This is a genomic window from Lichenifustis flavocetrariae (assembly GCF_026130545.1).
GTDB lineage: Bacteria > Pseudomonadota > Alphaproteobacteria > Rhizobiales > Beijerinckiaceae > Lichenihabitans > Lichenihabitans flavocetrariae.
This window is the reverse complement of the sequence record NZ_JAMOIM010000001.1, coordinates 1-26,623: the sequence shown is the minus strand read 5'-3', so window position 1 is coordinate 26,623 and position 26,623 is coordinate 1. Positions and strand designations below refer to the sequence as shown.

General features: G+C 64.1%; 31 protein-coding genes and 1 tRNA gene. 17 read left to right on the top strand and 15 right to left on the bottom strand.

Going from position 1 to position 26,623, the window contains the following annotated elements; genetic code table 11:
* Positions 1–18: 18 nt before the first annotated feature.
* From M8523_RS00160 to M8523_RS00115, 10 genes are all read right to left on the bottom strand, one after another.
* Positions 19–813 (bottom strand): ABC transporter ATP-binding protein, encoded by a 795-nt coding sequence (locus M8523_RS00160; RefSeq protein ID WP_282582800.1) that lies wholly within the window; start codon positions 811–813, stop codon positions 19–21.
* 10 nt (positions 814–823) lie between these two features.
* On the bottom strand, positions 824–2,161 hold the full coding sequence (locus tag M8523_RS00155) for an ABC transporter substrate-binding protein (protein WP_282582799.1): 1,338 nt from the start codon (positions 2,159–2,161) through the stop codon (positions 824–826).
* A 134-nt stretch (positions 2,162–2,295) separates the two neighbouring features.
* A complete protein-coding gene (locus M8523_RS00150; protein ID WP_282582798.1) occupies positions 2,296–3,348 on the bottom strand; it encodes a branched-chain amino acid ABC transporter permease in 1,053 nt (350 codons plus the stop codon).
* Between the two features lie 3 nt (positions 3,349–3,351).
* A complete protein-coding gene (locus tag M8523_RS00145; RefSeq protein WP_282582797.1) occupies positions 3,352–4,230 on the bottom strand; it encodes a branched-chain amino acid ABC transporter permease in 879 nt (292 codons plus the stop codon).
* Between the two features lie 10 nt (positions 4,231–4,240).
* Positions 4,241–5,011, bottom strand: coding sequence for an ABC transporter ATP-binding protein (locus M8523_RS00140; RefSeq protein ID WP_282582796.1), 771 nt, complete (start codon positions 5,009–5,011; stop codon positions 4,241–4,243).
* Positions 5,008–6,405: an LLM class flavin-dependent oxidoreductase gene (locus M8523_RS00135; protein WP_282582795.1), complete on the bottom strand. Its 1,398-nt coding sequence runs from the start codon at positions 6,403–6,405 to the stop codon at positions 5,008–5,010. The genes M8523_RS00140 and M8523_RS00135 overlap by 4 nt, the downstream gene beginning before the upstream one ends.
* A gap of 161 nt (positions 6,406–6,566) precedes the next feature.
* The gene (locus tag M8523_RS00130; RefSeq protein WP_282582794.1) at positions 6,567–7,934 is read right to left on the bottom strand and encodes an LLM class flavin-dependent oxidoreductase; all 1,368 of its coding nucleotides are present in this window, start codon (positions 7,932–7,934) and stop codon (positions 6,567–6,569) included.
* Positions 7,935–7,945: 11 nt separating this feature from the next.
* A complete protein-coding gene (locus M8523_RS00125; RefSeq protein WP_282582793.1) occupies positions 7,946–9,196 on the bottom strand; it encodes an SfnB family sulfur acquisition oxidoreductase in 1,251 nt (416 codons plus the stop codon).
* Positions 9,197–9,282: 86 nt separating this feature from the next.
* Complete coding sequence (locus M8523_RS00120; protein ID WP_282582792.1) at positions 9,283–10,500, bottom strand: SfnB family sulfur acquisition oxidoreductase; 1,218 nt, start codon at positions 10,498–10,500, stop codon at positions 9,283–9,285.
* Between the two features lie 562 nt (positions 10,501–11,062).
* Positions 11,063–11,809, bottom strand: coding sequence for a glucose 1-dehydrogenase (locus M8523_RS00115; protein WP_282582791.1), 747 nt, complete (start codon positions 11,807–11,809; stop codon positions 11,063–11,065).
* Positions 11,810–11,921: 112 nt separating this feature from the next.
* Here M8523_RS00115 and M8523_RS00110 point away from each other — a divergent pair, with 112 nt between their 5' ends.
* Positions 11,922–12,257 carry an ArsR/SmtB family transcription factor gene (locus M8523_RS00110; protein ID WP_282582790.1) on the top strand — a complete coding sequence of 112 codons (336 nt, stop codon included), beginning with the start codon at positions 11,922–11,924 and terminating at the stop codon, positions 12,255–12,257.
* Between the two features lie 21 nt (positions 12,258–12,278).
* On the opposite strand, the gene M8523_RS00105 is transcribed toward M8523_RS00110, so the two are convergent.
* On the bottom strand, positions 12,279–13,145 hold the full coding sequence (locus M8523_RS00105) for a LysR family transcriptional regulator (protein ID WP_282582789.1): 867 nt from the start codon (positions 13,143–13,145) through the stop codon (positions 12,279–12,281).
* Here M8523_RS00105 and M8523_RS00100 point away from each other — a divergent pair.
* Positions 13,116–13,613, top strand: a complete 498-nt coding sequence (locus M8523_RS00100) for a zinc-binding dehydrogenase (RefSeq protein WP_345894213.1) — start codon at positions 13,116–13,118, stop codon at positions 13,611–13,613. The genes M8523_RS00105 and M8523_RS00100 overlap by 30 nt on opposite strands.
* A 233-nt stretch (positions 13,614–13,846) precedes the next feature.
* Here the strand turns inward: M8523_RS00100 and M8523_RS00095 are convergent.
* Positions 13,847–13,936: transfer RNA gene (locus tag M8523_RS00095), tRNA-Ser, on the bottom strand.
* Positions 13,937–14,356: 420 nt separating this feature from the next.
* Here M8523_RS00095 and M8523_RS00090 point away from each other — a divergent pair.
* The 5 genes from M8523_RS00090 (at position 14,357) to M8523_RS00070 (ending at position 16,883) form a co-directional block, all read left to right on the top strand.
* A complete protein-coding gene (locus tag M8523_RS00090; protein WP_282582788.1) occupies positions 14,357–14,635 on the top strand; it encodes a helix-turn-helix transcriptional regulator in 279 nt (92 codons plus the stop codon).
* 53 nt (positions 14,636–14,688) lie between these two features.
* On the top strand, positions 14,689–15,162 hold the full coding sequence (locus tag M8523_RS00085) for an HAD family hydrolase (protein ID WP_282582787.1): 474 nt from the start codon (positions 14,689–14,691) through the stop codon (positions 15,160–15,162).
* Positions 15,163–15,200: 38 nt separating this feature from the next.
* Positions 15,201–15,812 carry a LysE family translocator gene (locus tag M8523_RS00080; protein WP_282582786.1) on the top strand — a complete coding sequence of 204 codons (612 nt, stop codon included), beginning with the start codon at positions 15,201–15,203 and terminating at the stop codon, positions 15,810–15,812.
* Between the two features lie 315 nt (positions 15,813–16,127).
* On the top strand, positions 16,128–16,412 hold the full coding sequence (locus M8523_RS00075) for a DUF736 domain-containing protein (RefSeq protein WP_282582785.1): 285 nt from the start codon (positions 16,128–16,130) through the stop codon (positions 16,410–16,412).
* Positions 16,413–16,583: 171 nt separating this feature from the next.
* Positions 16,584–16,883 carry a hypothetical protein gene (locus M8523_RS00070; protein ID WP_282582784.1) on the top strand — a complete coding sequence of 100 codons (300 nt, stop codon included), beginning with the start codon at positions 16,584–16,586 and terminating at the stop codon, positions 16,881–16,883.
* Between the two features lie 514 nt (positions 16,884–17,397).
* Here the strand turns inward: M8523_RS00070 and M8523_RS00065 are convergent.
* On the bottom strand, positions 17,398–18,030 hold the full coding sequence (locus M8523_RS00065; RefSeq protein WP_282582783.1) for a TetR/AcrR family transcriptional regulator: 633 nt from the start codon (positions 18,028–18,030) through the stop codon (positions 17,398–17,400).
* A gap of 116 nt (positions 18,031–18,146) precedes the next feature.
* Between M8523_RS00065 and M8523_RS00060 the strand changes: the two genes are divergently transcribed.
* From M8523_RS00060 to M8523_RS00020, 9 genes are all read left to right on the top strand, one after another.
* The gene (locus M8523_RS00060; protein ID WP_282582782.1) at positions 18,147–19,121 is read left to right on the top strand and encodes an SDR family NAD(P)-dependent oxidoreductase; all 975 of its coding nucleotides are present in this window, start codon (positions 18,147–18,149) and stop codon (positions 19,119–19,121) included.
* Between the two features lie 185 nt (positions 19,122–19,306).
* Positions 19,307–20,053, top strand: coding sequence for an SDR family oxidoreductase (locus tag M8523_RS00055; RefSeq protein ID WP_282582781.1), 747 nt, complete (start codon positions 19,307–19,309; stop codon positions 20,051–20,053).
* A gap of 55 nt (positions 20,054–20,108) precedes the next feature.
* Positions 20,109–20,267, top strand: coding sequence for a hypothetical protein (locus M8523_RS36690; protein WP_428349491.1), 159 nt, complete (start codon positions 20,109–20,111; stop codon positions 20,265–20,267).
* A 3-nt stretch (positions 20,268–20,270) separates the two neighbouring features.
* Positions 20,271–20,945 (top strand): DNA-3-methyladenine glycosylase I, encoded by a 675-nt coding sequence (locus M8523_RS00045; RefSeq protein ID WP_282582780.1) that lies wholly within the window; start codon positions 20,271–20,273, stop codon positions 20,943–20,945.
* Positions 20,946–21,283: 338 nt separating this feature from the next.
* Positions 21,284–21,889 (top strand): DUF5666 domain-containing protein, encoded by a 606-nt coding sequence (locus M8523_RS00040; RefSeq protein ID WP_282582779.1) that lies wholly within the window; start codon positions 21,284–21,286, stop codon positions 21,887–21,889.
* A gap of 235 nt (positions 21,890–22,124) precedes the next feature.
* Complete coding sequence (locus M8523_RS00035) at positions 22,125–22,433, top strand: hypothetical protein (protein WP_282582778.1); 309 nt, start codon at positions 22,125–22,127, stop codon at positions 22,431–22,433.
* Between the two features lie 77 nt (positions 22,434–22,510).
* Positions 22,511–23,398 carry a cation diffusion facilitator family transporter gene (locus tag M8523_RS00030; RefSeq protein WP_282583391.1) on the top strand — a complete coding sequence of 296 codons (888 nt, stop codon included), beginning with the start codon at positions 22,511–22,513 and terminating at the stop codon, positions 23,396–23,398.
* A 44-nt stretch (positions 23,399–23,442) separates the two neighbouring features.
* The gene (locus M8523_RS36685) at positions 23,443–24,096 is read left to right on the top strand and encodes an EamA family transporter (protein WP_428349488.1); all 654 of its coding nucleotides are present in this window, start codon (positions 23,443–23,445) and stop codon (positions 24,094–24,096) included.
* Positions 24,097–24,258: 162 nt separating this feature from the next.
* Positions 24,259–24,885, top strand: coding sequence for a LysE family translocator (locus M8523_RS00020; protein WP_282582777.1), 627 nt, complete (start codon positions 24,259–24,261; stop codon positions 24,883–24,885).
* Positions 24,886–24,949: 64 nt separating this feature from the next.
* Here M8523_RS00020 and M8523_RS00015 read toward each other — a convergent pair whose 3' ends face one another.
* Entirely contained in the window at positions 24,950–25,567 is a 618-nt protein-coding gene (locus tag M8523_RS00015; RefSeq protein WP_282582776.1) for a TetR family transcriptional regulator, read from the bottom strand.
* Positions 25,568–25,718: 151 nt separating this feature from the next.
* Between M8523_RS00015 and M8523_RS00010 the strand changes: the two genes are divergently transcribed.
* The gene (locus M8523_RS00010; RefSeq protein ID WP_282582775.1) at positions 25,719–26,030 is read left to right on the top strand and encodes a putative quinol monooxygenase; all 312 of its coding nucleotides are present in this window, start codon (positions 25,719–25,721) and stop codon (positions 26,028–26,030) included.
* 121 nt (positions 26,031–26,151) lie between these two features.
* Here the strand turns inward: M8523_RS00010 and M8523_RS00005 are convergent.
* A partial coding sequence (locus M8523_RS00005; protein ID WP_282582774.1) for a LysR substrate-binding domain-containing protein occupies positions 26,152–26,623 on the bottom strand: 472 nt, incomplete at its 5' end.

The following is a 26,623-nucleotide window of genomic DNA, read 5'->3' as shown; positions in this document are numbered from 1 at the left end:
CGATTCTCACGGGGTCGTTCAGTTGGAAGCGGGAGACGAGGCGCTGCCGCCAAGGTAGAAGTCGATGACATCGTCGCGCGCCAGGAGGTCGGCGGCAGGCGCCGAGGCCGCGACTCGTCCGTTCTCCAGCACGACGCCATGGTGGGCGTAGCGGAGAACCAGATGAGCGTTCTGCTCGGCGAGCAGGAAGGTCACGCCGTCATCCGCATTGAGGCGACGGATGATCTCGAAGATCTCCTCGACGATCATCGGTGCGAGACCCATCGAGGGCTCGTCGAGCAGCATCAGGGTCGGCCGGCTCATCAGAGCGCGGCCGATGGCGACCATCTGCTGTTCGCCGCCCGACAGCAGGCCGGCCTTTCCCCGTCGCCGGAGTTTCAGCCGCGGGAAAAGGGCATAGATGCGATCGAGATCGTCCCGCAGCTCGCGCCGGCCGGGACGTCTGGCGAACCCGCCCGACAGCAGGTTCTCCTCGACAGTAAGCTGAGGGAAGCAATGGCGCCCCTCCAGCACCTGCACGATCCCTTTGCGGACGAGGTCGGCCGGGCTGAGCCGCCCCGTCACCTCGCCGCGCCAGGTGATCGTGCCCTTGCTGATACGGCCCCGCGAGGCGCCGAGCAGGTTGGACACGGCCTTCAGCGTCGTGCTCTTGCCGGCACCATTGGCGCCGAGAAGAGCCACGATCGCTCCCTTCGGAACACCGAACGACACCCCGCGCAGAGCCAGGATGGCGTCGCCATAGATCGCCTCGACGCCATCGACATGAAGCAATGTCTGCTCGCTGGCGAGCAAGGTCCGCGCGGGGTCGCCCATGAGCTTGTCCTCAGTTGGTCGCGGCTTCACGGGCCGGGAGGCTCTTCTCCTTGGCGTAGGCGGCGGCCTTGGCGAAGATCGCGTCATGGAACAGGGCCCGATCGCCGTTCAACCAGTCGGTCTTGGCGTGCCACTCCTTGCCGTCCCATTGCACGATCTTGGCGGCGGGGCTGCCCTCATGGTCGCTCGCTGTCACCTTGAGAGGGCTGAGCAAGCCAGTCGCGCCAAGCTCCTCGATCCGCTGCGGCGTGATGTCGAGATGTTCCAGCGCCCACTGGCCTTCGGCGGCCGTCAGGGGCCGGTCGCCGAACTGCTTGTGTCCTGTGCGCAGCGCCTCGATATAGATGATCGCGGTCACGAGCCCAGCATTGTAATAGACGGACCCGAACTTCGATTGATCCTTGAGATCACCTTTGCCGGCGTCGATAACATCTTTCTTCAGCGTCTGGCTGACCTTGAAGTCAGTGCCTGAGGGGAAGACGGAAACCGCGAGGTAGCCCTTGGCGGCCGTGCCTGCCGGGCGAACGTCCTCCTCCGACCCGGTCCAGATGTCACCGATGATGTGGTCGGCCGGGAAACCGACGCGCGCCGCCGTCTTGATGCCGACGGGCGCCATCACGCCCCAGGCGCGGAAGAACACCCAGTCGGCGGCCTGCTGCTTGATCTGCTGCCACTGGGCCTGCTGCTGCTCGCCAGGGTGCGGCACCGGGATCTCGATGTCCTCGAAGCCGTATTTCTTGGACAGCGTCGCGAGCGGCTCGATCGTGTCGCGGCCGTAGCCGGAATCGTGGTAGAGGGTTGCGATCTTCAAGCCTTTCAGCTTGTCATAGCCGCCGACCTGCTTGGCCACATAGTCGACCACGATCGACGCTTCGGTCCAGTAATCGAACAGCAACGGGAACTGGTAGGGGAAGACGCTGCCGTCGACCGCGTCCTCACGGCCGCCCGCATTGGTGACGAGCGGAATCTTGTCGGCCCGCACCTTCTCGGAGGCCGCGGCATCGAAGCCGCTGGACGTCCCCATCAGGATCGCGACGGGCGCGCCGTCATAGCCGTTCTTGTAGCGCTCGTAGCACTCGAAGGCGCGTTCCACCGTATAGGCGGTCTCGCATTCCTGGACGAAGACCTTGACCCCATCGACGCCGCCCTGAACGTCGTTGACATAGGTCAGGTAGTCCCGGATGCCGGCCCATTGCGGGATGCCGGAAGGCGCGTAGGGGCCGGTGCGGTAGGACAGAAGCGGGTAGAGCTGTTGGCCGTCATGGTCGGCGGCGTGCGCCGCGGCCGAGAGGCTCGTCGAGCCGAGCAGGAGCGCGCCGAAGAGCGCGAGAGTCTTGTGCAGTGTCATGGTGTGAATCGTCCTTGAGAGTAGGCAAGCCGGTGCCGATCCCACGCGTCGTGACGCGGGCCGCTGCCTTGCCGAAAAAGAGGAAACGAGGTGGGTGTCGGGCCTAGAGAAGCGTCAACACGAAATGGGGCGGGTCATGGCGTTCCTCTGGAAGGTCGGGCGGAGAGCCGCCGGGCGAGCCTGCCGATCAGGCTCGCCAATCCGTCCGGCTCCTTGATCAGGAGCAGGATGATGATGGCTCCGAAGACGATGCGGAGCATGTTGCTGACCGTGCCATGGTCGACGATGCCGTCGAGGCCAAGCGCCTGCACGAGGATGTCGAGCGCGATCGGGGTCAGCACGATGAAAGCGGCACCGAGGAAATTGCCCAGGATGCTGGCGGATCCGCCGATGATCACGATGAAGAGGACCTGGAACGACTTGTCGAGGTCGAAGGCATGGGCGTCGGCCGTACCGAGGTAGCAGAAGGCCCAGAGCGCCCCGGCGATGCCGCAGAAAAACGAGCTGACGCCATAGGCCAGGAGCTTTCGGCGCCCGACCGGAATGCCGGCGACGGCCGCGGCCGTATCCATGTCGCGGATCGCCATCCAGTCTCGGCCGATCCGGCTGTCGATGAGATTGTGGGCGAGCCAGAGCAGGAGCAGGGTTGTCACGACGACGAGGCTGTAGCGGCCCACCGGCGAGTTCAGGTCGTGCCCGAAGATCGCGAGGCGCGGCGCCGAGATCGTCAGCGACATGCTGTCGTTGGAGAACCAATGGAAATTGGTGAACAGCCATTCGAAGAAGAACTGCGCGCCAAGCGTCGAGGCGCTGAGATAGAAACCCTTGATGCGGAGGCTGGGCAGCCCGAACAGCACACCCGCCGAGGCTGCGATGAGGCCGGCCACGATGAGGGCGACGGGAAGCGGCAGGGCCGGAACCCGTAGGATCAGGTTGTAGGTCGAGAAGGCCCCGATCGACATGAAGGCCGCCGAGCCGAGCGACACGAGGCCCGCATAGCCAGTCAGAAGATTCAATCCGACGCCCGCGAGGCCCATCACCAGGGTGGGGACGATCAGCGAATTCAGCCAATAGTCGCTGCCGATCACTGGCACGACCGCGAGGATGACGAGACCGAGGGCCAGCAGGACGGTGCGAGGCGTTAGCACGGGGCGATCGGCGGGGGCCTGGGAGATGATGGCCGTCATGGCTCAGACCCTTGCGATCGTGGTTTCGCCGAACAGGCCGGACGGTCGGATGAGCAGGAAGGCCACGGCCAGAATGTAGGCGAACCATGTCGACACGCTGCCCTGGACGAGAGGGCCGATGTAGATGTCGGCGAGGTTCTCGGTCGCTCCGACCAACAGGCCGCCCACGATGGCGCCGGGGATCGACGAGAAGCCGCCGATGATCAGCACCGGCATGGCTTTCAGTACCACGAGCGACAGCGAGAACTGCACGCCCTGCCGTGCCCCCCAAAGGAGCCCCGCCACGAGTGCCACGAGGCCCGACACGCTCCACACGATCTGCCAGATGCGCGGCAGACGGATGCCGATCGACTGCGCCGCAAGCGTATCGTCCGCCACGGCGCGCAACGAAATGCCCATCCGGGTCTTGCTGAACAGGACGGCCAGCACCGCGACGAGGACGACCGCGACCGCGGAGGCGAAGATGTCGAAGGTGCTGATCTGCAGCCCCCAGAGATCGAGCGGCATGTCGTCGATGCCGAGGTCGAGCTGGTGGACGTCGGAGCCGAACAGGGCCTGGGCCAGGCCCTCGATGACGAAGCTCAGGCCGAGAGTCGCCATGAACAGCGTGTTGGGGCTGCGGTTCACCAGCGGCCGAAGCACGAGCCGTTCAATCAGCACCGCGCCGACGATCATGACCAAGACGGTGATCGGAAATGCGGCCCAGAAGGGCAGGCCATGCTCGTTCAGCACCACGAAAGTCAGGGCCGCGAACAGCACCATCGAGCCTTGCGCGAAATTAAACACGCCCGAGGCCTTGTAAATCAGCACAAAACCGATCGCGACCAGGGCGTACATGAGCCCGGACAGTAGGCCGGAGGTCAGGACGTTGAGAAAGAACATCGCGCCGCCCTCAGTGCCTGGTGCCGAGATAGGCCGCGATGACCTCCGGATTGCGCCGGACTTCAGCGGGCGTGCCGTCGCCGACCTTGCGGCCGTAGTCGAGCACGACGACGTGATGCGAGAGGCCCATCACCACGCCGATGTCGTGCTCGATCAGCACGATTGTGGTGCCGAAGACGCGATTGACCTCCGCGATCAGCCGGCTGAGCTCCGTCTTCTCTTCGGCGTTCATTCCCGCAATCGGCTCGTCGAGCAGCAGCAACGTTGGGGACGCCACGAGAGCCCGCGCCATCTCGACCCGTTTCTGCAGGCCGTAGGGCAAGCCACCCACCACCGTGTCGCGGTAGGCGCCGATTTCGAGAAATCCGATGATCTCATCGGCGCGCTGACGAAAGGCGCGGCGCTCGGCGGGGTGCCGGCCGACCCGGAAGGCGATCTCCAGCAGGTTGCAGCGCCCGAGGCGCGTCAGGCCCGTCAACACGTTGTCGAGTACGCTCATGCGGTGGAACAGGGCATTGTTCTGGAAGGTGCGGCCGATGCCCCGCTGCGCGGCCGCCATGGGGGTCGGCCGATCAAAGGGCGCGCCATCAAAAATGATGCGCCCTGAACTCGCCCGGTAGACGCCATTGACGATGTTGAGGAGCGAGCTCTTGCCCGCACCGTTCGGTCCGATGAGGGCGCAGATCTCGCCCTTTTCGACCGCGAAGCTGAGATCGGTGAGCGCCTTGATGCCGCGAAACGAGAGCGACACCTGCTGCACGTCGAGAATGGGCGCACTCATTCCGCGGCCTCGGCGGTGCGGTGCTGCCGCCCGAGATCGCGGTAACGGGCCGCTGGATGTGTTGCAGGCAGATAGGGGCCGTCGCCGAACAGCTTCTCGCGCAAGGTGCCCGGCACATAGGCGCGCGGATAGGCGCCGCGTTTCTGCAACTCGGGTACGAGGTGCTGGACGACATCCTCGAAGGTCTCAGGGGTCACCGCATAGGCGAGGTTGAAACCGTCGACATCGGTCTCGGCGACCCAGTCCTGCAGGACGTCGGCCACGGTCGCGGCGGATCCCACCACGACCGGGCCCATGCCGCCGATGCCGCCGAACTTCGCGAGTTCCTCGACGGTCCACTTCTTGTCCGGATCGCCTTCCGACAGGGCCTCGACGGCCGAGATGATGGCGTTCGTTTCGACCTTCCGGACGAGGTCGGTTGGCGCATATTGGCCGAAGTCGATGCCGGTCCAGCCCGACATGAAGACGAGTGAGCCATCATAGTTCACATAGCTTTGGTAGTCCTCGAACTTGGCCTGCGCCTTGGCGTCGGTCTCGTCGACGATGACGGTCAGCAGCGTGTAGACGAAGAGTTTTCGAGGGTCCCGCCCGGCCGCCGCCGCGCGCCGGCGAATGTCGGCCACATAGGCCTTCAGGATGGTCTTGCTCGGCGCCGCCACGAAGACGCATTCCGCGTGTTCGGCCGCGAAGGCCTTGCCGCGGCTCGAAGCGCCCGCCTGGTAGATGACGACGCTGCGTTGCGGCGACGGCTCCGACAGGTGGTAGCCGGGCACGTCGAAGAAGCGACCCTTGTGGCCGATCTGATGCACCTTCTCGGGATGGGCGAAGATGCGGGCCTCGCGGTCGCGCACCACCGCCCCCTCTTCCCAGCTGCCCTCCCAGAGCTTGTAGAGCACCTCGACATATTCGTCGGCGACATCGTAGCGGTCGTTATGGGCGACCTGCGTGGACTGGCCGAGGTTGCGGGCGCCGCTGTCGAGATAGGACGTCACGATATTCCAGCCGACCCGGCCCTTGGTCAGATGGTCGATCGTCGACATGCGCCGGGCGAACGGATAGGGGTGCTCGAAGGAGATCGAAGCCGTGATGCCGAAGCCGAGATGCTTCGTCACCACCGCCATGGCCGGGACGAGCTGCAGAGGATCGTTGACCGGGATCTGCGCGCCCTGTTGGATCGCGTGATAGGCACTTCCCTTGTAGACGTCGTAGACACCCAGGACGTCGGCAATAAAGATGCCGTCGAAGACGCCCCGTTCGAGCGTCTGAGCCAGGCCCGTCCAGTATTCGAGGTCCTTATACTGCCAGGATTTGTCGCGCGGGTGAGCCCAGAGACCAGGAGACTGGTGGCCCACGCAGTTCATGTCGAACGCATTGAAGCGCATCTGCCGCGTCATTCCCGACTCCGAAATTGTTTTCATGCGCCCGGCACAACAGGGTGGCCACGGCGGCGACTGAGCACATGCAGCAAACCCGATGCTGCGATATTTGTCTACAAAAATTATAGATTAATTCGCGTCGTCCCTTGCCGACCTTCGCCTCTGTCCCCGCAGGTGTGTCACGCGCGGAAGCGAGCGACTTCCCGGGCCGGGTGGGTCTCGGCAAGGCGCGGGCGACCGAACAGCTTTTCGCGCAACGGGCCTGGCGCGTAAGCCTGCTTATAGCGTCCCCGCTTCTGCAGTTCGGGCACGAGCAGGTCGACGACGGCCTCAAAAGTTTCGGGCCGGACCGCGAAGGCAAGGTTGAAGCCGTCGACATCGGTGTCGTCGATCCAGGCTTCGAGCGCGTCCGCCACGGTCCGCGGAGAGCCGACGATGAGCGGGCCGATGCCGCCGATACAGACATGTTCGGCGACCTCGCGTACCGTCCAACGCCGGTTCGGATCGGCGCGAGTGATGTTTTCGAGGGCGGAGCGACCCGCCTCGTTGTCGACATGCTCGACGACCTGGTCGGGATCGAGCCTGGAAAAATCGACCCCGGTCCAGCCCGACATCAGCGTCAGGGCTCCGACAGGATCGGCGTAGCGGCAGTAGTCGGCCATAAGCGCCTCGGCTGCCTCATCAGTCTCCGCGACAATGACGGTCATGAGCGTGAAGACGAGGATATCGGAGGCCGCGCGGCCGGCCTCGACGGCGGCCTTGCGGATCGCCGCGACACGCGGTGCCACCACCTGCTTTGAGGGCCCTGACATGAACACGCATTCGGCGTGGCGGCCCGCAAAACCCCGCCCGGCCGGCGAGGTCCCGGCCTGGTAGAGGACGGGCGTGCGTTGCGGCGACGGCTCACACAAATGGATGGCGTCGAGCTTGTAATGGGGTCCGTCGTGGCGGATGCGGTGCACTCGCGTCGGATCGGTGAAGACCCCACTCGCCGGGTCGGCCCGCACCGCATCGTTCTCCCAAGACCCTTCCCAGAGCTTGTAGACGACCTGCATGTAGTCTTCGGCGACCGCGTAACGGTCGTCATGGCCGCGCTGGCCTGTTTCGCCCAAGCCTTTGGCGGCGCTGTTCAGATAGCCAGTGACGATGTTCCAGCCGATGCGGCCATCCGTCAGATGGTCGAGCGTCGACATGCGCCGGGCGAAGGGAAATGGGGGCTCGTAGGAGAGCGTGACCGTGACTCCGAAGCCGAGATTCTCGGTCGCGGCCGCCATCGCGGGCACCAGAAGCAGCGGGTCGTTGACCGGCACCTGGGTCGCATGGATCAGCGCAGCATCGGCCGTGTCCCCGAAGACGTCGTAGACCCCGAGCACGTCGGCGAGAAAGAGCCCGTCGAACAGGCCGCGCTCGAGCGTCTGAGCCAGTTCGATCCAGGGCCTCAGGCTCTTGTAGTCCCGGGAGCGGTCGCGTGGGTGGCGCCAGAGTCCCGGTGATTGATGGACCACGCAGTTCATGTCGAAGGCGTTGAGGCGGATCTGCTTGGCCAAGACCCTCTCCGTCAGATCGCGCCGTGACGGGGCGGGTTGATGCCGTTCAGCCAATAGTCGCCGATGAACCGATATTTCCAGCGGATCGGGTCGTGCACCGTATGGGTACGGGCATTGCGCCAGAAACGGTCGAGGCCGTGTTCCTGCAGGGTGGCGCTCGATCCCGCGAGCTCGATCAGCTTCGAGGCGACGAACAGCGCCGTTTCGGTCGAGGCCACCTTCGCCTCGGCGACGGCGATCGAGGCCGCCGCCACGGTGTCGGCCGTCGGCTCGTCCGTGGCCGTGTCGACTGAAAGGCCGGCGCGGTTGAGAAGGGCGCCGGAGGCCTCGGTGCGGATCTTCATCTCGCCGATCGCCGAGACGACGTAAGGGTCGTCGGCTGCGCGATCGAGGCCGCTATCCTTCCAGGGGCGCGTGTGGTGGCGCACGAAGTGGATCGCCTGTGCGAGCGCAGCTTCCGCGATGCCTTGCTCGATGGCCGCGTGCATGATCTGGGCGAAAGGCCCCATCGATGTCGGAACCTCGAAGAGAGCCTTGAAGGGAATGACCGAGAAAGGATGGACGGGCACGTCGGCGAGATGCGTGGTGCCCGATCCCGTCGTCCTCTGACCGAATCCGGTCCAATCGTCGACCACGGTGATCCCGGCCGTTTCGCGCGGCACGAAGGCGAGAGTGCTTATGCCCTCGTCATTGTTGGCCACGACCGCGATCCAATGCGCGAACAGCACGCCGGTCGAATAGAATTTCGTGCCATTCAGCCGAAAGCCGTCACTGGTTCGAGTCAGCCGGGTGTTGTGGTCCTGGGCGGTCTTGGTTCCGCGCTCCGACAAGGCATTGAAGATGCGTTCGCCTGCCAGGACGCGATCGTAGAAGAACCGTTTCTGCGCTTCGGTGCCCTGCAGGCGCAGCGCTTCGAGCATGAAGAAGTGATTCTGCGGGATTTGACCGATCGAGCCGTCGGCGCCCGCGAGAAGCGCGATCACGCGCGCCACGGTGCCGGCCTTGACGCCGGCGCCCCCGTAGATCTTCGGCACCGTGATGGCGAGAAGACCGGCATCGGACACCCGCTCAAGCTCATCGTAGGGCAGAATCCGCTCACGGTCGCGGCGCGCCGCCTCCCTGGCCAGATCGGCGGCGACATCGCGTGCCACGGCGAGAGCCTCGGCGTCGTCGCGGATGCGGCGGACAGGCCGGCTGCGGATTGGCGGCGCCGAGAAGCCGGGGTCGTCAGATTCGATGCGATGAGCGAGGGCGGAGGGCATGGTGCGGTCTTCCAAGATCTGTTCGATGCCGGTGAGCGGCCGTCAGGACGGGACTATCGGGCGCCTCAGAGGAGGACGGGGAGCCATCAGCTCCAGGCGTGGCGTGGCGGCGCAATGCCGTTGAGCGCGTGGTTCCCGACATGAAAATACTTCCAGCGCACGGGATCGTGCAGCGTGTGCGTCCGGGCGTTACGCCAGTGCCGGTCGAGATTGTGGCTCGCCAGAACCGAGCGTGTGCCGGCGAGTTCGTGCAGCTTGTTGGTGGCCAGGATGGCGATTTCGGTGGTCAAGACTTTGGCTTCGGCGACCGCCACCGTGGTTTCGGCCACCGCTGCCTCAGAGGGCCGGTCCAGGATGCCGTCGATCGCGCGACCGGCGATTTCGAGCAGCGCCTCGGCCGCATGCAGCTTCACTTCGAGGTCGCCGATCTGGTGAATCGTGAAGACATCCTCGTGGGCGTGATCCTGGCCGCTGTCGATCCAGGGACGCGACTGGGTCCGCACGAACCGGATGGTCTCGTCGATCGCTCCCTGCGCGATGCCAAGATCGACCGCGGCCTGGATGATCTGCGACACGCTGCCGTTCGAGGACGGCGCCTCGCCGCCCTTGAAAGCGGGGATCAGGGCCTCGGGCCCGACGCGCACGTGGTCGATCTTGACGTTGCCGCTGGCCGTCGTGCGCTGCCCGAAGCCCGACCATGTGTCGCTGATCGTGATACCGGGCGCATCCCGATCCGCGATGGCAAGATGCACGCGGCCCTCTTCGTCGACGGCGCCGATATGAATGAAGTGCGCGAAGAGCGCGCCCGTCGCATAAAACTTCTCGCCATTGACCACAAACGCGTCGCCGTCGCGACGCACCGTCGTCTCGAAAGCTCCGACATGCTTGCTTTTGGCCTCGGAAAACGCATTGCCGAGCCGGTACCCCTGCAGCACGCGGCCGAACCAGAGACGTTTCTGCTCCTCGCTTGCCGTCACCCGGATCGCGTCGAGCGCCGCCAGATGGTTCTGCGGGATTTGACCGATCGAGGGATCGGCGGCTGACACCAGGGCGATGACCTTCGCGAGCGTGGCGAAGCTGACACCAGCCCCACCGTAGGCCTTCGGCACCGTGATCCCCCAGAGGCCGGAACCCGAAAAGCGGTCGAGTTCGACGACCGGCAAGCGTCGATCACGGTCGCGCTCATTAGCCTGGCGGGCGAAATCGACCGCGAGTTCGCCCGCGATTTCAATCGCTTCGGCATCCGAAGTGATCCGGTGCGCGTTGGGATGCCGCTCGAAGAAGGGATTCTCGATCAGACTCATGCGGGATCTCTTGCGTGTGCGGGAACACTGGGGGCCACGCCCTCGCCTGCGGCTTGGACCTGCGACCGTGCGAACGACGCAGCATGCATAGCGAAAGAAACCTGGACAGTCTACTGATTTTGTAGATTACAACTCCTCGCCTCCTCCGACCGGCCGCTATTGGCCGCCTCTGTCAAACCGCCCGACGATGTGCGTCACGTGCTGGGTGCTCGCCTGGGACTTGATCAGTCGCGTCGCTGCCTCGATCCCGAACGTGTTCGTCGGGCAGAAGTCTCGTTGTGCGAAATCGGCCGCAGCCTGATCGGGGCCGCGCGGGCGAGGGTCGGTTCACGGCGATGTGCGAGGTTTTGGTGTCGGAGGACCGGCGGACCCGGAATGTCGACCACAAATGACGGGCACTTTCTGCGCCCGAAAGGTACTCAGAGCGGCTCAGGAAGATCCAGGCCTCCCTGATCTCCACGCCCTCTTCGGCTTCACGAACTCGCGCTCAGCCAACCCTTAATGAGACAAGCCGGCGCGCGCCGCCGGCTTGTGCCTGATCAGTGATTTTGGTGTCGACCGCTTAACGCAAGCCGCCGCCCACGATGATCTTTTCCCCGGTCACCCAGCCGGAATCGTCGGAGGCCAGGAAGACGGCCACTTTGGCGATGTCGAGCGGCTGGCCGGGGCGGCCAAGCGGTGTCTGCTCCACGAGGGCTTTCTCGAAATCGGAGCCTGCAAAGCCGGCGCTGTGCGTTCCCTCGGTTTCGACAATGCCCGGATTGATCGAGTTGACGCGGATCTTGCGGGCTCCGAGTTCGCGCGACAGCACGCCTGTGATCGCGTCGACCGCGCCCTTGGTTCCCGTGTAGATCGCCGACATCGGCGGCGTCAGGCTTGTGACGCCCGAACCGATATTGATGATGGCGCCGCCTTCCCCAAGATGAGCGACGGCCGCCTGGGTGACGAGCAGCATCCCGAGCACGTTCACGTTGAACATCGCATGGAACTGCTCCTCCGAGATCGCTTCGATCGGCGAGAAAGCGTAGACGCCCGAATTGTTCACCAGGATGTCCAGCCGGCCAAAGGCCGCGACGGCGGCGTCGACGATATTCTTCGCCTCGGTCGGCTTGGAAACATCGCCACCGACCGCGACCGCTTTCCCGCCCGCCTCGATGATCGCGGCCACGACTTTGTCGGCGCCGGCCTTGCTCGACGCGTAGTTGACCGCGACCGCCGCCCCTTCGGCGGCGAGCGCTTTGGCGATGGCGGCGCCGATCCCCTTGGACGCGCCCGTGACGATCGCCACCTTGCCTTGAAGCTTGCTCATGGAAAGTCTCCGATGGATGCCACCCATCCTAAACTCGATGGATACGGCTTGTTTGATAGTTCGGAACTCTAGAACTATTGAACTGACTGTCAAGTAGTCGTAGGATGCGGTGATGCGGCCTCTCGCTCATCCCGCCCTTGACGACATCACGTTGACCGGCATCCTTCACGCGCTCTCGGACGAGACGCGCGTCGCGATTTTCGTCGGCATTGCGGGCTCGGCCTACTCGCAACGCTGCGCGGCTTTCACGACCGTCAGCGAGAAGACCGTCCCAAAATCGACCCTCTCGCAGCACTTCAAGGCCCTGCGCGAGGCCGGCCTGATCCGCAGCGAGCGGCAGGGCGTCGAAATGCTCAACACATCCCGTTGCGCCGAGGTCGAAACCCGTTTCCCGGGCCTGATCCCGGCAATCATCGGCGCCTATCTGGCGAAGGCGAAACAGCGCTGACACGAGACGCACGACAGCAGGTCACACGCCTTCCTGCAGCCGCAGACCAACGCCGAAGGCCTCAACGAGCGCGTCTACGACGACTCGCACCTTGGGAGCCAAGTCACGCGAGCGCGGCCAAAGTGCGGTAATGGGGACATCTTCCGCAGGGGTGGCAATCGGCACCACTTCAAGCCGCCCGCTGCGGATGTCGTCCGCCGCAAGCCAGGTCGAGAGATAGGCCAGACCCAGTCCGCTTACGGTCGCATCTCGCAGAGCCTCGCCATGACTGATCGTATGGCGCGGCTGCATTGTGAACGGCCTGACCAGTCCATGCGGGCCAAAAATCACCCATGGAAGCGGACGACCGTCCTTGGCGAAGGCGAGGCAGTCGTGATTGCCGAGTTCTTCAACGGAGGCTGGACGCCCCTTTTTGTTCAAATAGGCCGGTGCGGCGCAGATGATTGAGCGCTGCGTCGCGATGCGCCGTCCGATCAGGCTCGCATGATCTCCAGGATCCCCCAGGCGCACCACAAGGTCGATGCCTTCTTCGACGAGATCGACCTGACGATCGGCGAAGGAGACCTCCATATCGAGGTTGAGGTTTCTATTCGCGACCTCTACCAGCACTGGCATGACGCACAATCGACCGAATGAGATCGGCAGATTGATCCGCAAGGTTCCCGATGCCACTCGCTTTCGCGCGGCGAGTAGCGTCTCTGCTGCATTCAGCTCCTCCAAGACCTTGCGGCAGCTTTGGTAGTAGGTTTGCCCCTCGGCCGTCAGGTTGAGGCTGCGTGTCGTTCGATCAAGCAGGCGGATGCCGAGGCGCTCTTCCAAGCGGGCGACACTCTTTCCGGCGGCTGATTTCGACACACCCTGCAGATCGCCCAGGCTTTCGGAGCCCACACGATCGTCACCTCGCGGAGCTCCGAAAAGCTTGAGCGCGCGAAGGCGCTCGGCGCAACCGCCGTGATCGACACGAGCGCGAACCCCAACTGGTCCGTTGCAGCATTGGAACTGACCGGGGGGCGCGGTGTCGATCATGTGCTTGAGATCATTGGGGGTGACAATGTCAGCCAATCGGCAGCCACACTGGCGAGTGCTGGGCGCATCGCACAGATTGGCTTCCTCAAAGAGCCGGAGATCATATTACCGGCAGTTCCCATAATGCTCAAAAGAGCAATCATCCGGGGCATCTCGGTCGGACATAGACGGGCGTTCGAGAACATGAACCGCGCCATCGACGAGTATAGAATCAAGCCGGTGGTCGATAAAGTTTATGCCTTTAAAGACGCACATGCGGCGTTCGATCACCTTGAGCGTGGGCCATTCGGTAAAATCGTGGTTCGATTGTCGAATGAAGTTGGAAACTGATCTAAATACTACCCTGCATGGCGTCCGGTGATCGGCGGCGAGTGCGCTCACGTATGGTCACCGACCTCGATCGGCCGCTCGTGAAACCCCATACAATACCCCCCGGTCTAGACTAACCCCGCGTCAAAGCCGCCTTCGTTGTGCACCAACGGACGATTGGGCCGAAAGCGCGTCGCCCAGTACGGGCTTTCAAAGGGAAGGAGCTGCAAAAGTGGACGACGGGGGAAGTCTTATGGCGGAAGGGGTGGGATTCGAACCCACGGTGGGCTTGCACCCACGGCGGTTTTCAAGACCGCTGCCTTAAAACACTCGGCCACCCTTCCAGCGCGTGCGGTTGGTCCCGGGACACGCTGGTTCGGACCTGCATAGCGGAAAATGTGAGCGGCTCCCGGGCGACGCCGACAGCTCGCCGGGCCTTTATCAACCTGGCCGTGATCCGCACACGTTCCACTTCGGACAGGGCTGGGGTGGTGCGGCGCCATACAGGAAACGATACCCGTAACCCACTTCGCGTGTTCGCTGTTGGCCGACTTTGCTGAAACCGTAGGACTCAAGACATCGTAATTTCGGCCGCCTCTCAGTGGGCGTCCCGAGTCTTCAGTCATGATCGGCTGCTGGAGCACCATGTGCGCCGTCGACGGCTAGAATCCAGGTGATGCCGAAGCGGTCCCTAACCATCCCGTAGAGCGGCGCCCAGGCTGTTGGCGAAAGGGGACGCAGCACGGTATGCCTCGACGCCCCACGTGGACACGATCAGGCAGGGATGCTGGCGCGAGGAGGCGGTCGCCATCGGCTACGTGGACAAGGCCGGGGCAAGCACCGAGCGCACGATCCTACCCCTCGCCATCACCTATCTCGACCGCAACCTGATGGTCCTCGCCTGGTGCCGTCTGCGGGAGGCGTTCCGCATGTTCGAGGCGAACAGGATTTCCAAGGCTCAGCTTGCCGGGGAGCGGTTCAGGCCCCGCCGCGCCGGGCTCCTGCGGAGTTACCTGGCGCAACTCCAGGCTCGGCAGCGCTAGGACAGGCGCGACAACAGCGCTCGCCGTATCTCGGCTACAAGGACATCCTGACATTGAGCCTGGACCAGGCGCTCGTCGATCTGGGATACGGCGGGGCCGATCCAAACGCCGGGGAGACGCTGCTGTCGATCCTCCGGAGGATCGAGCCGCATCCCGAGGTGCCGGCTGCCCTGGAAGGCTTGAGGTTCCGCTACTGTATCGCGATCATCAGCAACACCGACGACGACCTCATCGCCGGCACGGTCGCGGGGATCGGCGTCCCGATCGGCTTCGTCATCACCGCCCGGCAGGCGCAGGCCTACAAGCCCGATCACCGGCTCTTCGTTCACGCGCAGGCTGCAATGGGAGTCACCAAGGACGAGACCATCCACGTGGGAATGGGACAGTTCACCGACCTGAAGGTCTGCCATGAACTCGGCATCCGATCCGTCTGGATCGACCGGGCCGGCGAGGCACCAAATCCCGACTGGCCGCCTCATGGCGTCCTGAACGACCTATCCAAACTGCCGGAATTGCTTTTCTCCTGAAGGCGAGACCGGACGAGCGGCGCGTGCTACGGTACTGCATGCACGATTGGCCTCAACTCCTCACCATCACCGGCGTGCTGTTCCTGAGCGTGATCAGCCCGGGACCGAACTTCGCCCTGGTCACGTCCACGGCGATGGGCGTGTCACGCCGCGCGGCCTTGTTGACCGCCACGGGGCTCGCCGCCGCGACCTTCACCTGGGTCGTCCTGGCGGTAGCCGGGCTGGGGATCCTGCTCGCCCAGGCACCGTGGGTCTACGTCGCCGTCAAGGCGGTCGGTGCCGCCTATCTGATCTGGATCGGCGTTAAGATGCTCGTCGGCGCCCGCAAACCATTGCCGCCGGCCGGCCAACAGGTCGGCGTGCGCAGCGCCGTAGTCAAGGCCTACGTGGTCAGCATGACCAACCCCAAGTCGTTTGCGTTCTACGGGAGCATCCTCACGGTGATGGTACCGGTCGGGGCGTCGTCGTTGTTCTACATGGCCGTGGCCCTTATAGCAGTCCTGGTTTCGGCGGCATGGTATGGTGCGCTGGCGCTTCTATTCTCGCACGGCTCGGCCCGCCGCGTGTTCGCGAAGGCGAAGGTCGGTGTGGAGGCCACGATGGGCGCTCTCCTCATCGGCATGGGCGGCAAGCTGCTCCTGAATCGTTAACCTTGGCCCCCTGTGCGGGCTTTCGCTCGTCACGAGGTTTTCCCCGTTTTCCGCGCTGCACGGCGTCTTGCGTGGCCTCTCTGACTGGCTGACCTGACCGGAGATCGGCTGCGCCTCGATCGACTGCCGCGACGACTTTGGCCGGCCTTCTTCCCCTTCGGCGGGGCCACATTCCTCGCGAGGCAAGAAGCCCGGCCGGGCACCGTCCTCCGCTGGCGCTGTGGTTCTGAAGGATGCGGCGTCGATCGCCTTCGGCACCTGGATCGCCATAGAGGCCGCGACGAACGCGAGCCCGAGCGGAAACCGGAGATCACCATGAGCGTCATAGGAAGCTTCACGGCCAAGGACAACAAGTACCGGGGCGCCATCGCATCGCTGACCATACGGGCAAACGACCTCCGCATCGTGCCCGTCAGGCAGCCGACTGAAGGCGGTCCGAGCCACAGGGTCTATGCCGGCCGCATCGAGATCGGCGCGGCGTGGTCCAAGCGGTCACGCGACGGCAAAGCCTACCTGTCCCTCAAGCTGGACGACCCAAGTCTGATGGCCCCCGTCTATGCTTCGCTCTTGGCCTCCGAAGCGGCCAGGTTCACGAACTGATCTGCTCACGGGGTAAGCACCGCGATCGCGATTGACCGGCAAGGGGTGCCTGGTCCTGGACCGGGTGCCCTCACCAACGGACGTCCAGGACGCGGCGACGCCTCGCCGCGGGACCTTAGGGTCCGAGGAGGAGTTTCATATCTGGACCACCCAAGCGAAACGGAGCCGATCATGCCGCCCAGCCTTTCCGCCGAATTCGAGACGCGCCGTGACGCCGAGATGGCCATCGAACACATCGTTCAGGAGCAGGGCGTCGACCGGAACGCGGTCATTGTCGTTGCAGCGTCGTCGGAGAACAGCGCAGGAACTCGGGTCGCTGGAAGCGACGTCGAGAACGGCGGCGACAAGGTGCACACGGAAAGCAGGCCGGCCCTCGACGGCCGCATAAAGGTATCCGTCAAGGCCGAAGACGGCCTCGCCGAAAAGGTTCTCACGTCATTCAAGACATACAAGGGAAGGCAGGTCGATTGACGCGGCCGCTCATCAATTGCTCATTTCGCGCGCTTCCAGCTCTCGCCGAATGAACCCGTGACCGATCAGACAATCCGGCAGGATGGCGCGGATTCCCTCCGGATAGAGTCGCGTGCGATTGATGCGACATAGGTATCGATTCCACCCAGCAGACTCGCTTTCAGCGTGACCTGAACGGTCCTGCTCTTGCAGTTCGCGGCCGACTCAGCCATTGCCTCGCCTTCGCCATTCCCGCTCCTCTGCCGTGCGCACGAATCAGCCTGTCGCCGTCCCGTCATTCTCACCCGCTTCGCGGGTGCTGTACCAGTGAGCATAGGCAATCGTCCAAACCATGTGCCGGTTCAGGTCGGGCGCGCGATCTCATCATCAAACTCGAACTAGGCGCGTCCCATCCGCCTTATTCTCACGTCCATAAGCTAATATGGACGTCCGTTCATCGCGCTTTGCGGCTCCGAGCGGACAGAGTGGCGGCGTCAGCAGAAGTTGCTCGCTCCGACCTTCACGCCATCCAGCATCAACCTTCTGTCGGAGCATTTCCACGCCGCGGCAGGAGCACCAATTCGGCCGCTTCTTCGGCGTCTTTCAGGAGCGCCTTGCGTGGCGCGCCCAACTGCGCGTGCATCGTCAGACCGCGAGCAAGGTCGATGACCTGGCGCGCGCGCGTGGTGACAGGAAAGTCAGACGGGATTTCTCCCGCGCTGATCCCGTCGTAGAAACGGCGTTCCACGAGCGCCAAACCGCCAGCTGCGGCATCCTTCAGGAACTGCCTGACCTCAGGGTCGTCCACGAGGGGTGCGACGCACACCATTAGACATCCTGGGACGGACCCTTCCTCGGTCGCAGCTTCCACGGCGTGCCTCAGGAAGCCGGCGAGCGAGTCGCGAACAGCCGGCGGCGAGAAGAGCGCCTTCGCGGCGCCGGCACCCTTCCGCTCCGCGTACGCCCGAAGGACACGCAAGAATATCGTCCGCTTGTCCCCGAAGACGGAATACAGGCTTTGCCGTCCCACACCCATGCCTGCGACGAGATCATCGATCGCTACACCGTCGTAGCTTTTCGACCAGAAGACCTGCGTCGCTTTTTTCAGCGCTTCGCTCTCGTCGAAGTTTCGCGGGCGCCCTCGCGGCCTACTTGGATTTATTACCATCGAGTCCAAAAACCATTGACCGCGCCAATCTACGTCTATATATATTAAATTAGTCCAGAATTAGCAAGTTGGCTCCTGGCGTCACGACCCGACTTTCCTTCATCAAGGAACCAACCATGAGACATTCAATCACTCTCGTCACCGGCGCTACGTCCGGGCTCGGGTATGCGGCTGCCCTGTTGCTGGCCGCCGGGGGGTGCCAGGAGGTCATAGTAACGGGGCGCAGCCTGGCCCGGGTCCAGGAAACGGCCGCCCAGCTCGCGGACGAGACCAAAAGACAGGTCTTCACGCCGCTGGAGCTGGAGCTGGACACACCGTCCAGCGTTCAGTCCGCCCTCACCGCGCTGGTCAAGCGAGGTCGGCAGGTCGATTTCCTGCTCCTCAATGCAGGGTTGGTTCCCTTTAAGCAGCGCGTGCTCACTGCGGCCAGCGTCGAATCTTCTCAGGCCCCGCTCATTGGCCATCATCAACTGACTGTTGGATTGCTCAATGCCAACCTGCTGAGTCGCAACGCGCGGATCGTTATCGCCGGTGCGGAACCTGCCCGAGGTGGCGTACCCTTTTTCAAACTCACCGACCTGCCGGAATTCGCGGCCAAATACCACCAAGGCAACCGAGCCGCCGCTGTTGAAGCGCTGATCCGCAGCGGGCCAAACGTGAAATATGTGCCCAACAACGCGTATGCCGACGCGAAGCTCATCATCGCTTGGTGGGCCGCGGCAATGGCGCGCCGGCTGCCCTCCGGCATGGCCGTGTACGCTGTCTCGCCCGGTGGGGCGACCGCCACCAAGGTGGTGCGGAGCGCTAGCCCGGTGTTGAAGTATCTGTTTATCCCAATCGTGAACCTCATTCCCGGCATGAATCAGACGCCGGAGACCGCAGCCCGTCGCTACATCCAGGCGTCGGAGTTCGGAACCGACGTCTCAGGGCTATTCTTCGCCTCGGCCGAAGGGAAGTTCTCAGGCCCAATCGAGGTGCAGCGCCAGCCACACCTCCACGATCGCGCCAGCCAGGAAGCCGCGTGGCAGGCCATCGTCAAGGTCTCCGGCGTCGACCTGTCTCGCCCGGCATCTTTAAGCGCGGTGTCCTGAAGGAGCGCAGGTCACGGCGACCCGCGTCCAGCAGGTGATTGCGAAGCTACGTGTTGACGGATGGGACGCACTTTATTTAGGGACAAACAGTCTAAAATTAACTTGACCACAGCGACTAGGCAGAATTATCATACTAAATAGTCAAAAAACAAGTAGGCGCCAATGGCGCCGCGAGGAGACTACGCATGGCACGGTACCAAGATAAACAGGTGGTGATCCTCGGCGGCACCAGCGGCATGGGTCTCTCGACGGCAAAGATGCTGATCGACGAGGGCGCTCGCGTTCTGGTGACGGGTCGCTCACAGGCCGGTCTGGATTCTGCGAAGCAAGAGCTTGGGACGAGCGCCCTCGTGGTTTCGAGCGACGCACGGTCGTTGACCGACATCGACGCCGTCGCCGCTCGGGTGAAGACCGAATTCGACACCGTCGACCTGCTTTTTGTCAACGCCGGGTTCAGCATTCCAACGCCTCTCGGGAGCGTGACCGAAGCCGTCTACGACGAGATGTTCAACCTCAACGCCAAGGGCCCCTTTTTCGCGGTCCAGAAGCTCGCACCGATGATCAATCGGGGCGGCTCCGTCGTCCTCACGACCTCTGTCGCCAACGTCAAGGGACTACCGGGCCAAGCCACATACGGCGCCGCCAAGGCTGCGCTGCGGTCATTCGCCCGGGTGCTCGCCGCCGAGCTGCTTCCCCAGGAGATCCGTGTAAACGCGGTGTCGCCCGGCCCTATCGACACGGGCATCCTCGACAAGGTGTTCCCTACGGAAGAGATGCGTACACAGGTCAAGGCGCACACGGTCGGCATTATTCCCATGAAGCGCTTCGGGACGTCGAAAGAAATCGCCAAAGCCGTCCTCTTCCTCGCGTTCGAGGCGACCTTTACGACCGGCGCCGAACTGCCGGTCGATGGGGGTTGGTCGCAGCTCTGAAATCGACACGTCGGCGGCATGGGCCAACCTCGCCACCACCTTCGAGGAGCCTCTGATGGCACACGCGGCGAACCATTCGGTCCCAGAGCGGGGAAAATTTCAACGTGCCGTCGCGGCCGGCTGGGCTTCCGCAGCGTTATTCCTCGCCTCGGACCTAAGCAGCTTCGTCGGCGGTATCGACCTTCCGGTCGATGGCGGCCTGACCGCAGTCTAGCCCGTGCGGCGCTTCGACGAGATCATCGAACTGGCTGTCCAACGCCACGGGGGGCCAGACGCGTTCAAGCAACTGCTCGCTGAAACGCGGCCTTTGGGGCCGCATGACATCGGTACCATCACGGACGATCGCGTACTCGCGGCCATGACGCGGCGTGTGTTTTGCGCTGGCTTTTCCTCGAAAGTCATCGACGCGAAGTGGGAGGCTTTCGAGTCCGCGTTCGAGCGCTTCGATCCCGCCCGCTGTGCATGGATGACTGAGGAGCGCTTCGACGAACTGCTCAGGTGCAAGGATATCGTCAGGAACGGGGCCAAGATCCAATCGGTGCGGGAAAACGGGCGCTTCGTGATGGAGCTGGCCGAGAAGCACGGCTGCGCCGCTCGGTTCTTCGCGGAATGGCCCGATGATGACTACGTCGGCCTCCTCGATTTTCTCAACAAGAACGGGACCCGGCTCGGCGGAGAGTCGGGCATGCATTTTCTGCGGGCGATCGGCAAGCCAGCCTTCATCCTAATGCCGGATGTCGTCAAAGCCCTCATTCGCGAGCAGGTGGTCAGCAAGAGCCCAAGCGGAAAGGGCGACTTCGCGAAAATACAGGCGGCTCTCAACCTTTGGTCCGAACAATCCGGTCTCGATCTCACATCGATGAGCCGAACACTCGCAATGAGCGTCGGCTGACAAGAAATTCGAAGTTCAAATAAAAGTGCCCCTCCTCTAGAACCTAGCGCTCGGGGGGAGATCATGAGCTTCGGGCTGCAAGGGAAACAGGTACCCAAGGTGGCGCCCGCGACGTCGAGCGGCGGTGTGGCATGACGGTTGATTGTTGGTCCCGTTCCGGTCACGGTTTCATGCTCATAGGAAGAGGCGACGCGGATGCACTTCGCGCGCGCCGGATTGGTCGCGAGCAGGTTCGGCGTAATGGCGATCGACTAGGCAATCAAAAGGCCCGGCTGACGGCAGGATCCCGAACAGCCGCCGCGACGGCGACCGACGCTCCAATCACGATCGAGGACACCATGATCAGGAACATGACGCTGACGCTCGCGGCCATTCTCTCCATGAGCACGACCATCGCCCTCGCGCAATCGACGACCCGCATTCGTGGCACGGTCGTGAGCCTCGACGGCAACACGCTTCACGTCACGCCGAATGGCGGCGGTGTGGAAGAGGCGATCGCCCTGTCGCCCAAGGGCACCGTGATCGCCCTGGTGCCGGCCAAGCTGTCCGACATCACGGCCGGCAGCTTCATCGGCACGGCGGCCACGACGCAGCCGGACGGGTCGCTGGTGGCCAAGGAGGTCCACATCTTCCCCGAGAGCATGCGCGGCGCCGGCGAGGGTCACCGGGAGTTCGACCTCGGACCCAAGAGCACCATGACCAACGGAACGGTCGGTCAGGAGGTCAGGTCGACCGCCGGCAACACGCTGACGGTCACCTACAAGGGCGGCGAGAAGAGCATCGTCGTGCCGCCGGACGCCCCTGTCGTGATGTTCGCCCCCGGCGACAAGGCCATGCTGGTCCCCGGAGCGCACGTGCAGCTCCAGGCCCGGAAAGGTGACGACGGGACGCTCACGGCGGAACGCGTCACGGTCGGAAAGGACGGGCTCGTTCCTCCGATGTGAGCGTCGTCCGAACAAGTCGGCTGACGAAGTGTTCGCTTTGCTTGGGCTACCGATGATGCTTGCCGTCCGCCGGTGAGCTTGGCAGTCTTGCGACGTCAGCTCGTTGGCATTGACCCCGGCTAAGTCCAAGACTAACGGTCGTGCCGACCCTGATCCGGGCCCCTCTGGTGCGACCAACGTCGGCTGTTCGTGCGATGTCGGATCTCATCGCACCGCAAGCCGCCCGGATCGTTCGATGCTCAGCACCGTCGTCGCTTATCTCATCCATGCCCTGATTTTGGGGCCCTTTCACGCGCAACTGAGCGCCGCAGTGTCGAAGGCGCAAGCGCCGTATGCCATCGTCGCCCAGGTCAAGACCTGCGCCTCATTGGCCGTCCCGTCGTTGGCCAGGAAGGTCGGCGATGACCCTATGTGGGTCGTGTCGACCGCCGTCGATATCTGGCTCGGAAGGTCGTCGCCCGAGCGCCTCCTGCTGGTCGTCTCTCCCGAATGTGGACCGGCCATCGACGTCGCGCGTGGTTACCTCCGCGACCGGGCCGCATAAGTTCTCCTTCATCAGGCAATCGCAGGCCTCGGTTGTTGGCCTCGAATCATATGTCTCCCGCCAAGGTGAAAGCCGTGATCGATCGGGCCCTGAAAATCGCGCTGGGAAGCTTTGCCATCAGCTTCGCCGTGCTTGCGATCAAGTACGCCGCCTACCTGATCACGGGAAGCGTGGCTCTCTATTCTGACGCGCTCGAAAGCATCATCAACGTGGCGACCGCGGTCGCGGTGATCGTGGCCATACGGGTCGCGGCCCGTCCCCCGGACGCCGAGCACCCCTACGGCCACAACAAGGCCGAGTACCTGTCGGCGGTGGTGGTCGGCATCATGATCGTCGGGGCGGCGCTCGCGATCCTGCACGAAGCCTACCTCGGCTTCCTGTCGCCGAAGCCCATCGAGGCGGCCTGGACGGGCCTCGCGATCAGCACGGTGGCCACGGTCTTCAACGTCGGCTGGAGCGCCGTGCTGATCCGGCAAGGAAGACTCCATCGTTCGGCGTCGCTCGTCGCGGACGGAAAGCACCTGCTCGCCGACGTGATCACGTCGATCGGCGTGCTGGTCGGCGTCGTGCTTGTCGTGTTCACCGGCATCGTGCAGCTCGACAGCGCGATCGCCGCGCTGGTCGCCCTGCACGTCCTGTGGAGCGGCTGGGGCGTGATCAAGGAGAGCACCAGCGGATTGTTGGACGAGGCGGCGCCACCCGATGAGCTGGCCCGCATCCGGGAGATCATATCGGCCAGCGGTGGCGACGCCATCGAGGCCCATGCCCTGCGGACCCGTCACGCCGGGAAGGTCACGTTCATCGACTTTCACCTGGTGGTGCCGGCCTCGATGACGGTGGGGGAGTCGCACGCGATCTGCGATCGGATCGAGGCCGCCCTGAAGGAAGCCGTCGAGGGCGCCGCCACGACGATCCACGTGGAGCCGGAGAGCAAGGCAAAGCACCACGGGATCGTGGTAGCCTGATAGCCATGTCCAGACGTCGTTAACCATCCCAACTCTGGCCTGGCGTGTCACTGGCCCTGGCGTCGGCCGTCCTCTTCGGCGCTTCCGCGCCCTTCGCCAAGGTCCTGCTCGGGACAGTCGACACGCAACTCTTGGCGGGCCTGATGTACCTGGGCGCTGGCCTGGGCTTGGCCATTGTCCATTTCGGCCGCGCGGCGATCGGATTGCCCGCCAAGGAGGCGCCGCTCCGCAGGGGGGGACTACCCCCGTGGCTTGCGGCCGTCGTCCTCGCCGGTGGCGTCGCCGGGCCGCTGCTGCTCATGCTGGGTCTCGCGCGGACCTCGGCCGCGTCCGGATCGCTCCTCCTCAACAGGTCCTACGCCTTACGCCCTGGATCGACCGCCCAACGGGTGGCTTGGCAGGCTGACGTACCTTGTCGCCATCGACCTGCCATCGTTCCTGCTGCTCATTGGCGTGCTGCCCTTCCGGGACACGCTGCGCGGACGGGAGGACGTTCAATCCGCGCTGCGGGGGGCAACGCCGCTGTTGTAGGCTTGCTGCTGGCGGCGCTCTACACGCCAGTTTGGACAGGCGGGATCACGTCTACGTTGGACCTCGCCATCGGCCTGGTCGCCTTCCTCCTGCTCGTCTTCTGGCGCGTGCAGCCTTGGCTAGTCGTGATCTTGGGGGCCGCGACGGGATCTGCCTTGGCGATCTGACCCTTCATCGCCGTGTCACGTACCATCGACTTGAAGGCGTCGGCCGCCACCCGCTTGGTACCGAGTGGGGCAGATCCAGGGTGGAACCACCACGCATCCCCCGTCGAAACAGGCTTGCGGTGAGGTCGAGGTTGTGGATGGCTGATTCTAAGGAGATAGCCCATGCCCATCGATCACTGGTTCGCCTTCGTCATCGCATCCATCGTCCTCTTGGCGATCCCGGGTCCAACGGTGCTGCTCGTCATCTCATACGCGCTCGGGCACGGGCGTCGCCCGGCCGCCGCCATCGTCGCCGGCGTGGCCTTGGGGGACGTCACGTCGATGACGGCGTCGATGCTGGGCCTGGGCGCCGTGCTGGCCGCGTCTGCCACGATCTTCACCGCCTTGCGCTGGATCGGCGGTGCCTACCTGATCTACCTCGGCGTCAAGCTGTGGCGGGCGCCGGTCGCCGAGACACCAAACGCCGAGGCCGCCCCGGCCAGCCTTTGGCGCATCTTCGCCCACGCGTACGCCGTGACGGCCCTCAACCCGAAAGGCATCGTTTTCTTCGTCGCGTTCGTGCCCCAGTTCCTCACCGCATCGGCGCCGTTCCTGACGCAGGTGGCCGTCCTGGAGGCGACGTTCGTGACCCTGGCGATCATAAACTCGGCGGCCTACGCGATGCTCGCCTCCGCTGCCCGCAGCCAGCTCCGTCAGGCTCGCGTGCGTCGCATCGTCAACCGGACCGGGGGAACGCTGCTGATCGGCGCCGGTGCGCTGGCGGCCGGCTGGCGCAAGGCGGCCGCCTGACCGGTTGTTGCATCAGGTCCAGTCCTTCGAGCAAGAACGGTCATGGACGGTCTGCCCAGCCATGTCAGCCCGGCATGGGTTGTTCTTCCGCCTGATGAAGCCCGCTACTAAGTCTCTGGGCTTCAAGGAGGCCCGCTTCGAGCATCTCTTCCGCGAGCTTTGAATCCGTTCGACCCAAAGCACGGGTCATCGCGACGGTACCGGCGAGGGCGGCGATGAGAAAGAGCGCCCGGCTGCGGGCCGCACCCGATGGCATCGCCTTGCCAAGCGCCTCCTCCATCAGCTCGACCATGGCGGACGCGCCGTCCGCGAAGGCCGCCGCGATGGCCGGTTCCTGACGCACGATCTCCCCGGCGTAGGTCGCCATTGGACAGCCGCCTGCGAGGTCCTCGACGTGCCCACGACGTAGGTAATGCTTGACATAGGCCAGGGCGTCGTGGTCCCCGCGCCCCCGCTGGTCCATCCAATCCGCGACGCCGATCGCGAGATCCTGACGACAGGCCTCGGCCGCAAGGACGGCCTTCGTGGCGAACTGCCCGTAGAAGGCACCCTGGGTGAGCCCGGCCCGAGCGCTGATCTCGACGACGCCGGCTCCCTCGAAGCCTTTCTCCTTGAGCACTTTGGCAGCGGCGTAGACCAGCGAAGCGCGGTTCTCGGCAGCCTTCGCCTTGCTCACCTTCATCGATCCATCCCTCCTGCCTTGACCTAATGATAGAACACTCTATGAATAGCGTCCATCGGAAGCGAGCGACGCTCCACCATGCCGACGATCGCTTCTTCCCCCTCAATCCGCCCCAAGCCCAAAGCTGGTCCGACAACAGCGAGTGATCACGATGGACAACGACGTCACCGTCACCGTCTCACTGACGCTGAAGCCCGATGAAGCGGATCGGTTCTGCGAAGTCATGCTGCCGGAACTTCAGAAGCAAACCCGTGCCTTCAAAGGGGTCAAGTCCGCTCGCGCGGTTCGGCATGCCGAGCACCCGACCCGGGTCCTTTTCATCGACGTCTTCGATTCGAAGGAAGATGTCGGCGCCTATTTCGATTGGCGGAAATCGACCGGTGACCTTGATCTCCTGGCCACACTGCTGAGCGAGCCGCCGACGATCGAAGTCTGGCCGACCATGGCGGGCTCCCCGGGTTGACAGGTTTGCTTTTTCCGGGGGCTGTCCATCCTCGCCACGCCAACGGAATTTCCTGACGTCCTGTTACAGAAAGCTCGCAGCTCAACATCGTTGAAGCAAGCGGGATCCGATGCCATCTCGATCACGGCGGCGAAAAACCTCCTCGATCCGCAGAACATCCCTTGTCGGACAGCGCTCCTGGAACTCTTTGGCCGAGCAGCCAAAGTCGTACGTTCTCAGTCGCCTTCGGCTGGCGCGGCTTGCGGAGGGTGATCACGTAGGAAGCGAGTCCGCCGCGCATGGTGGCGGCGAAGGCTTGGACCAGCCGCCTCGACCTGAGATCCTCCTCCACCAGGAAGCGGCTTGCCACCGCCAAGCCCTGGCCGGCGGCTGCCGTGTCGATCGCCAGCGAGGTCTGATTGAAGCTGACCTGCTTCGTGGGCGGAGGCGTCGTCATATCCAGGGCGCGCTCGATGAACTCGGGCCAGAGGTCGTGGGCGTCGTTCAGCAGCGTGAACCGGCCGATCTCCTCGGGGAACAATGCACCGGCCCGGTCGCCCAGGAGCGCCGGGCTGCCGACCGCAACCACCTCCTGCTCGAACAGCAGGTCGGCG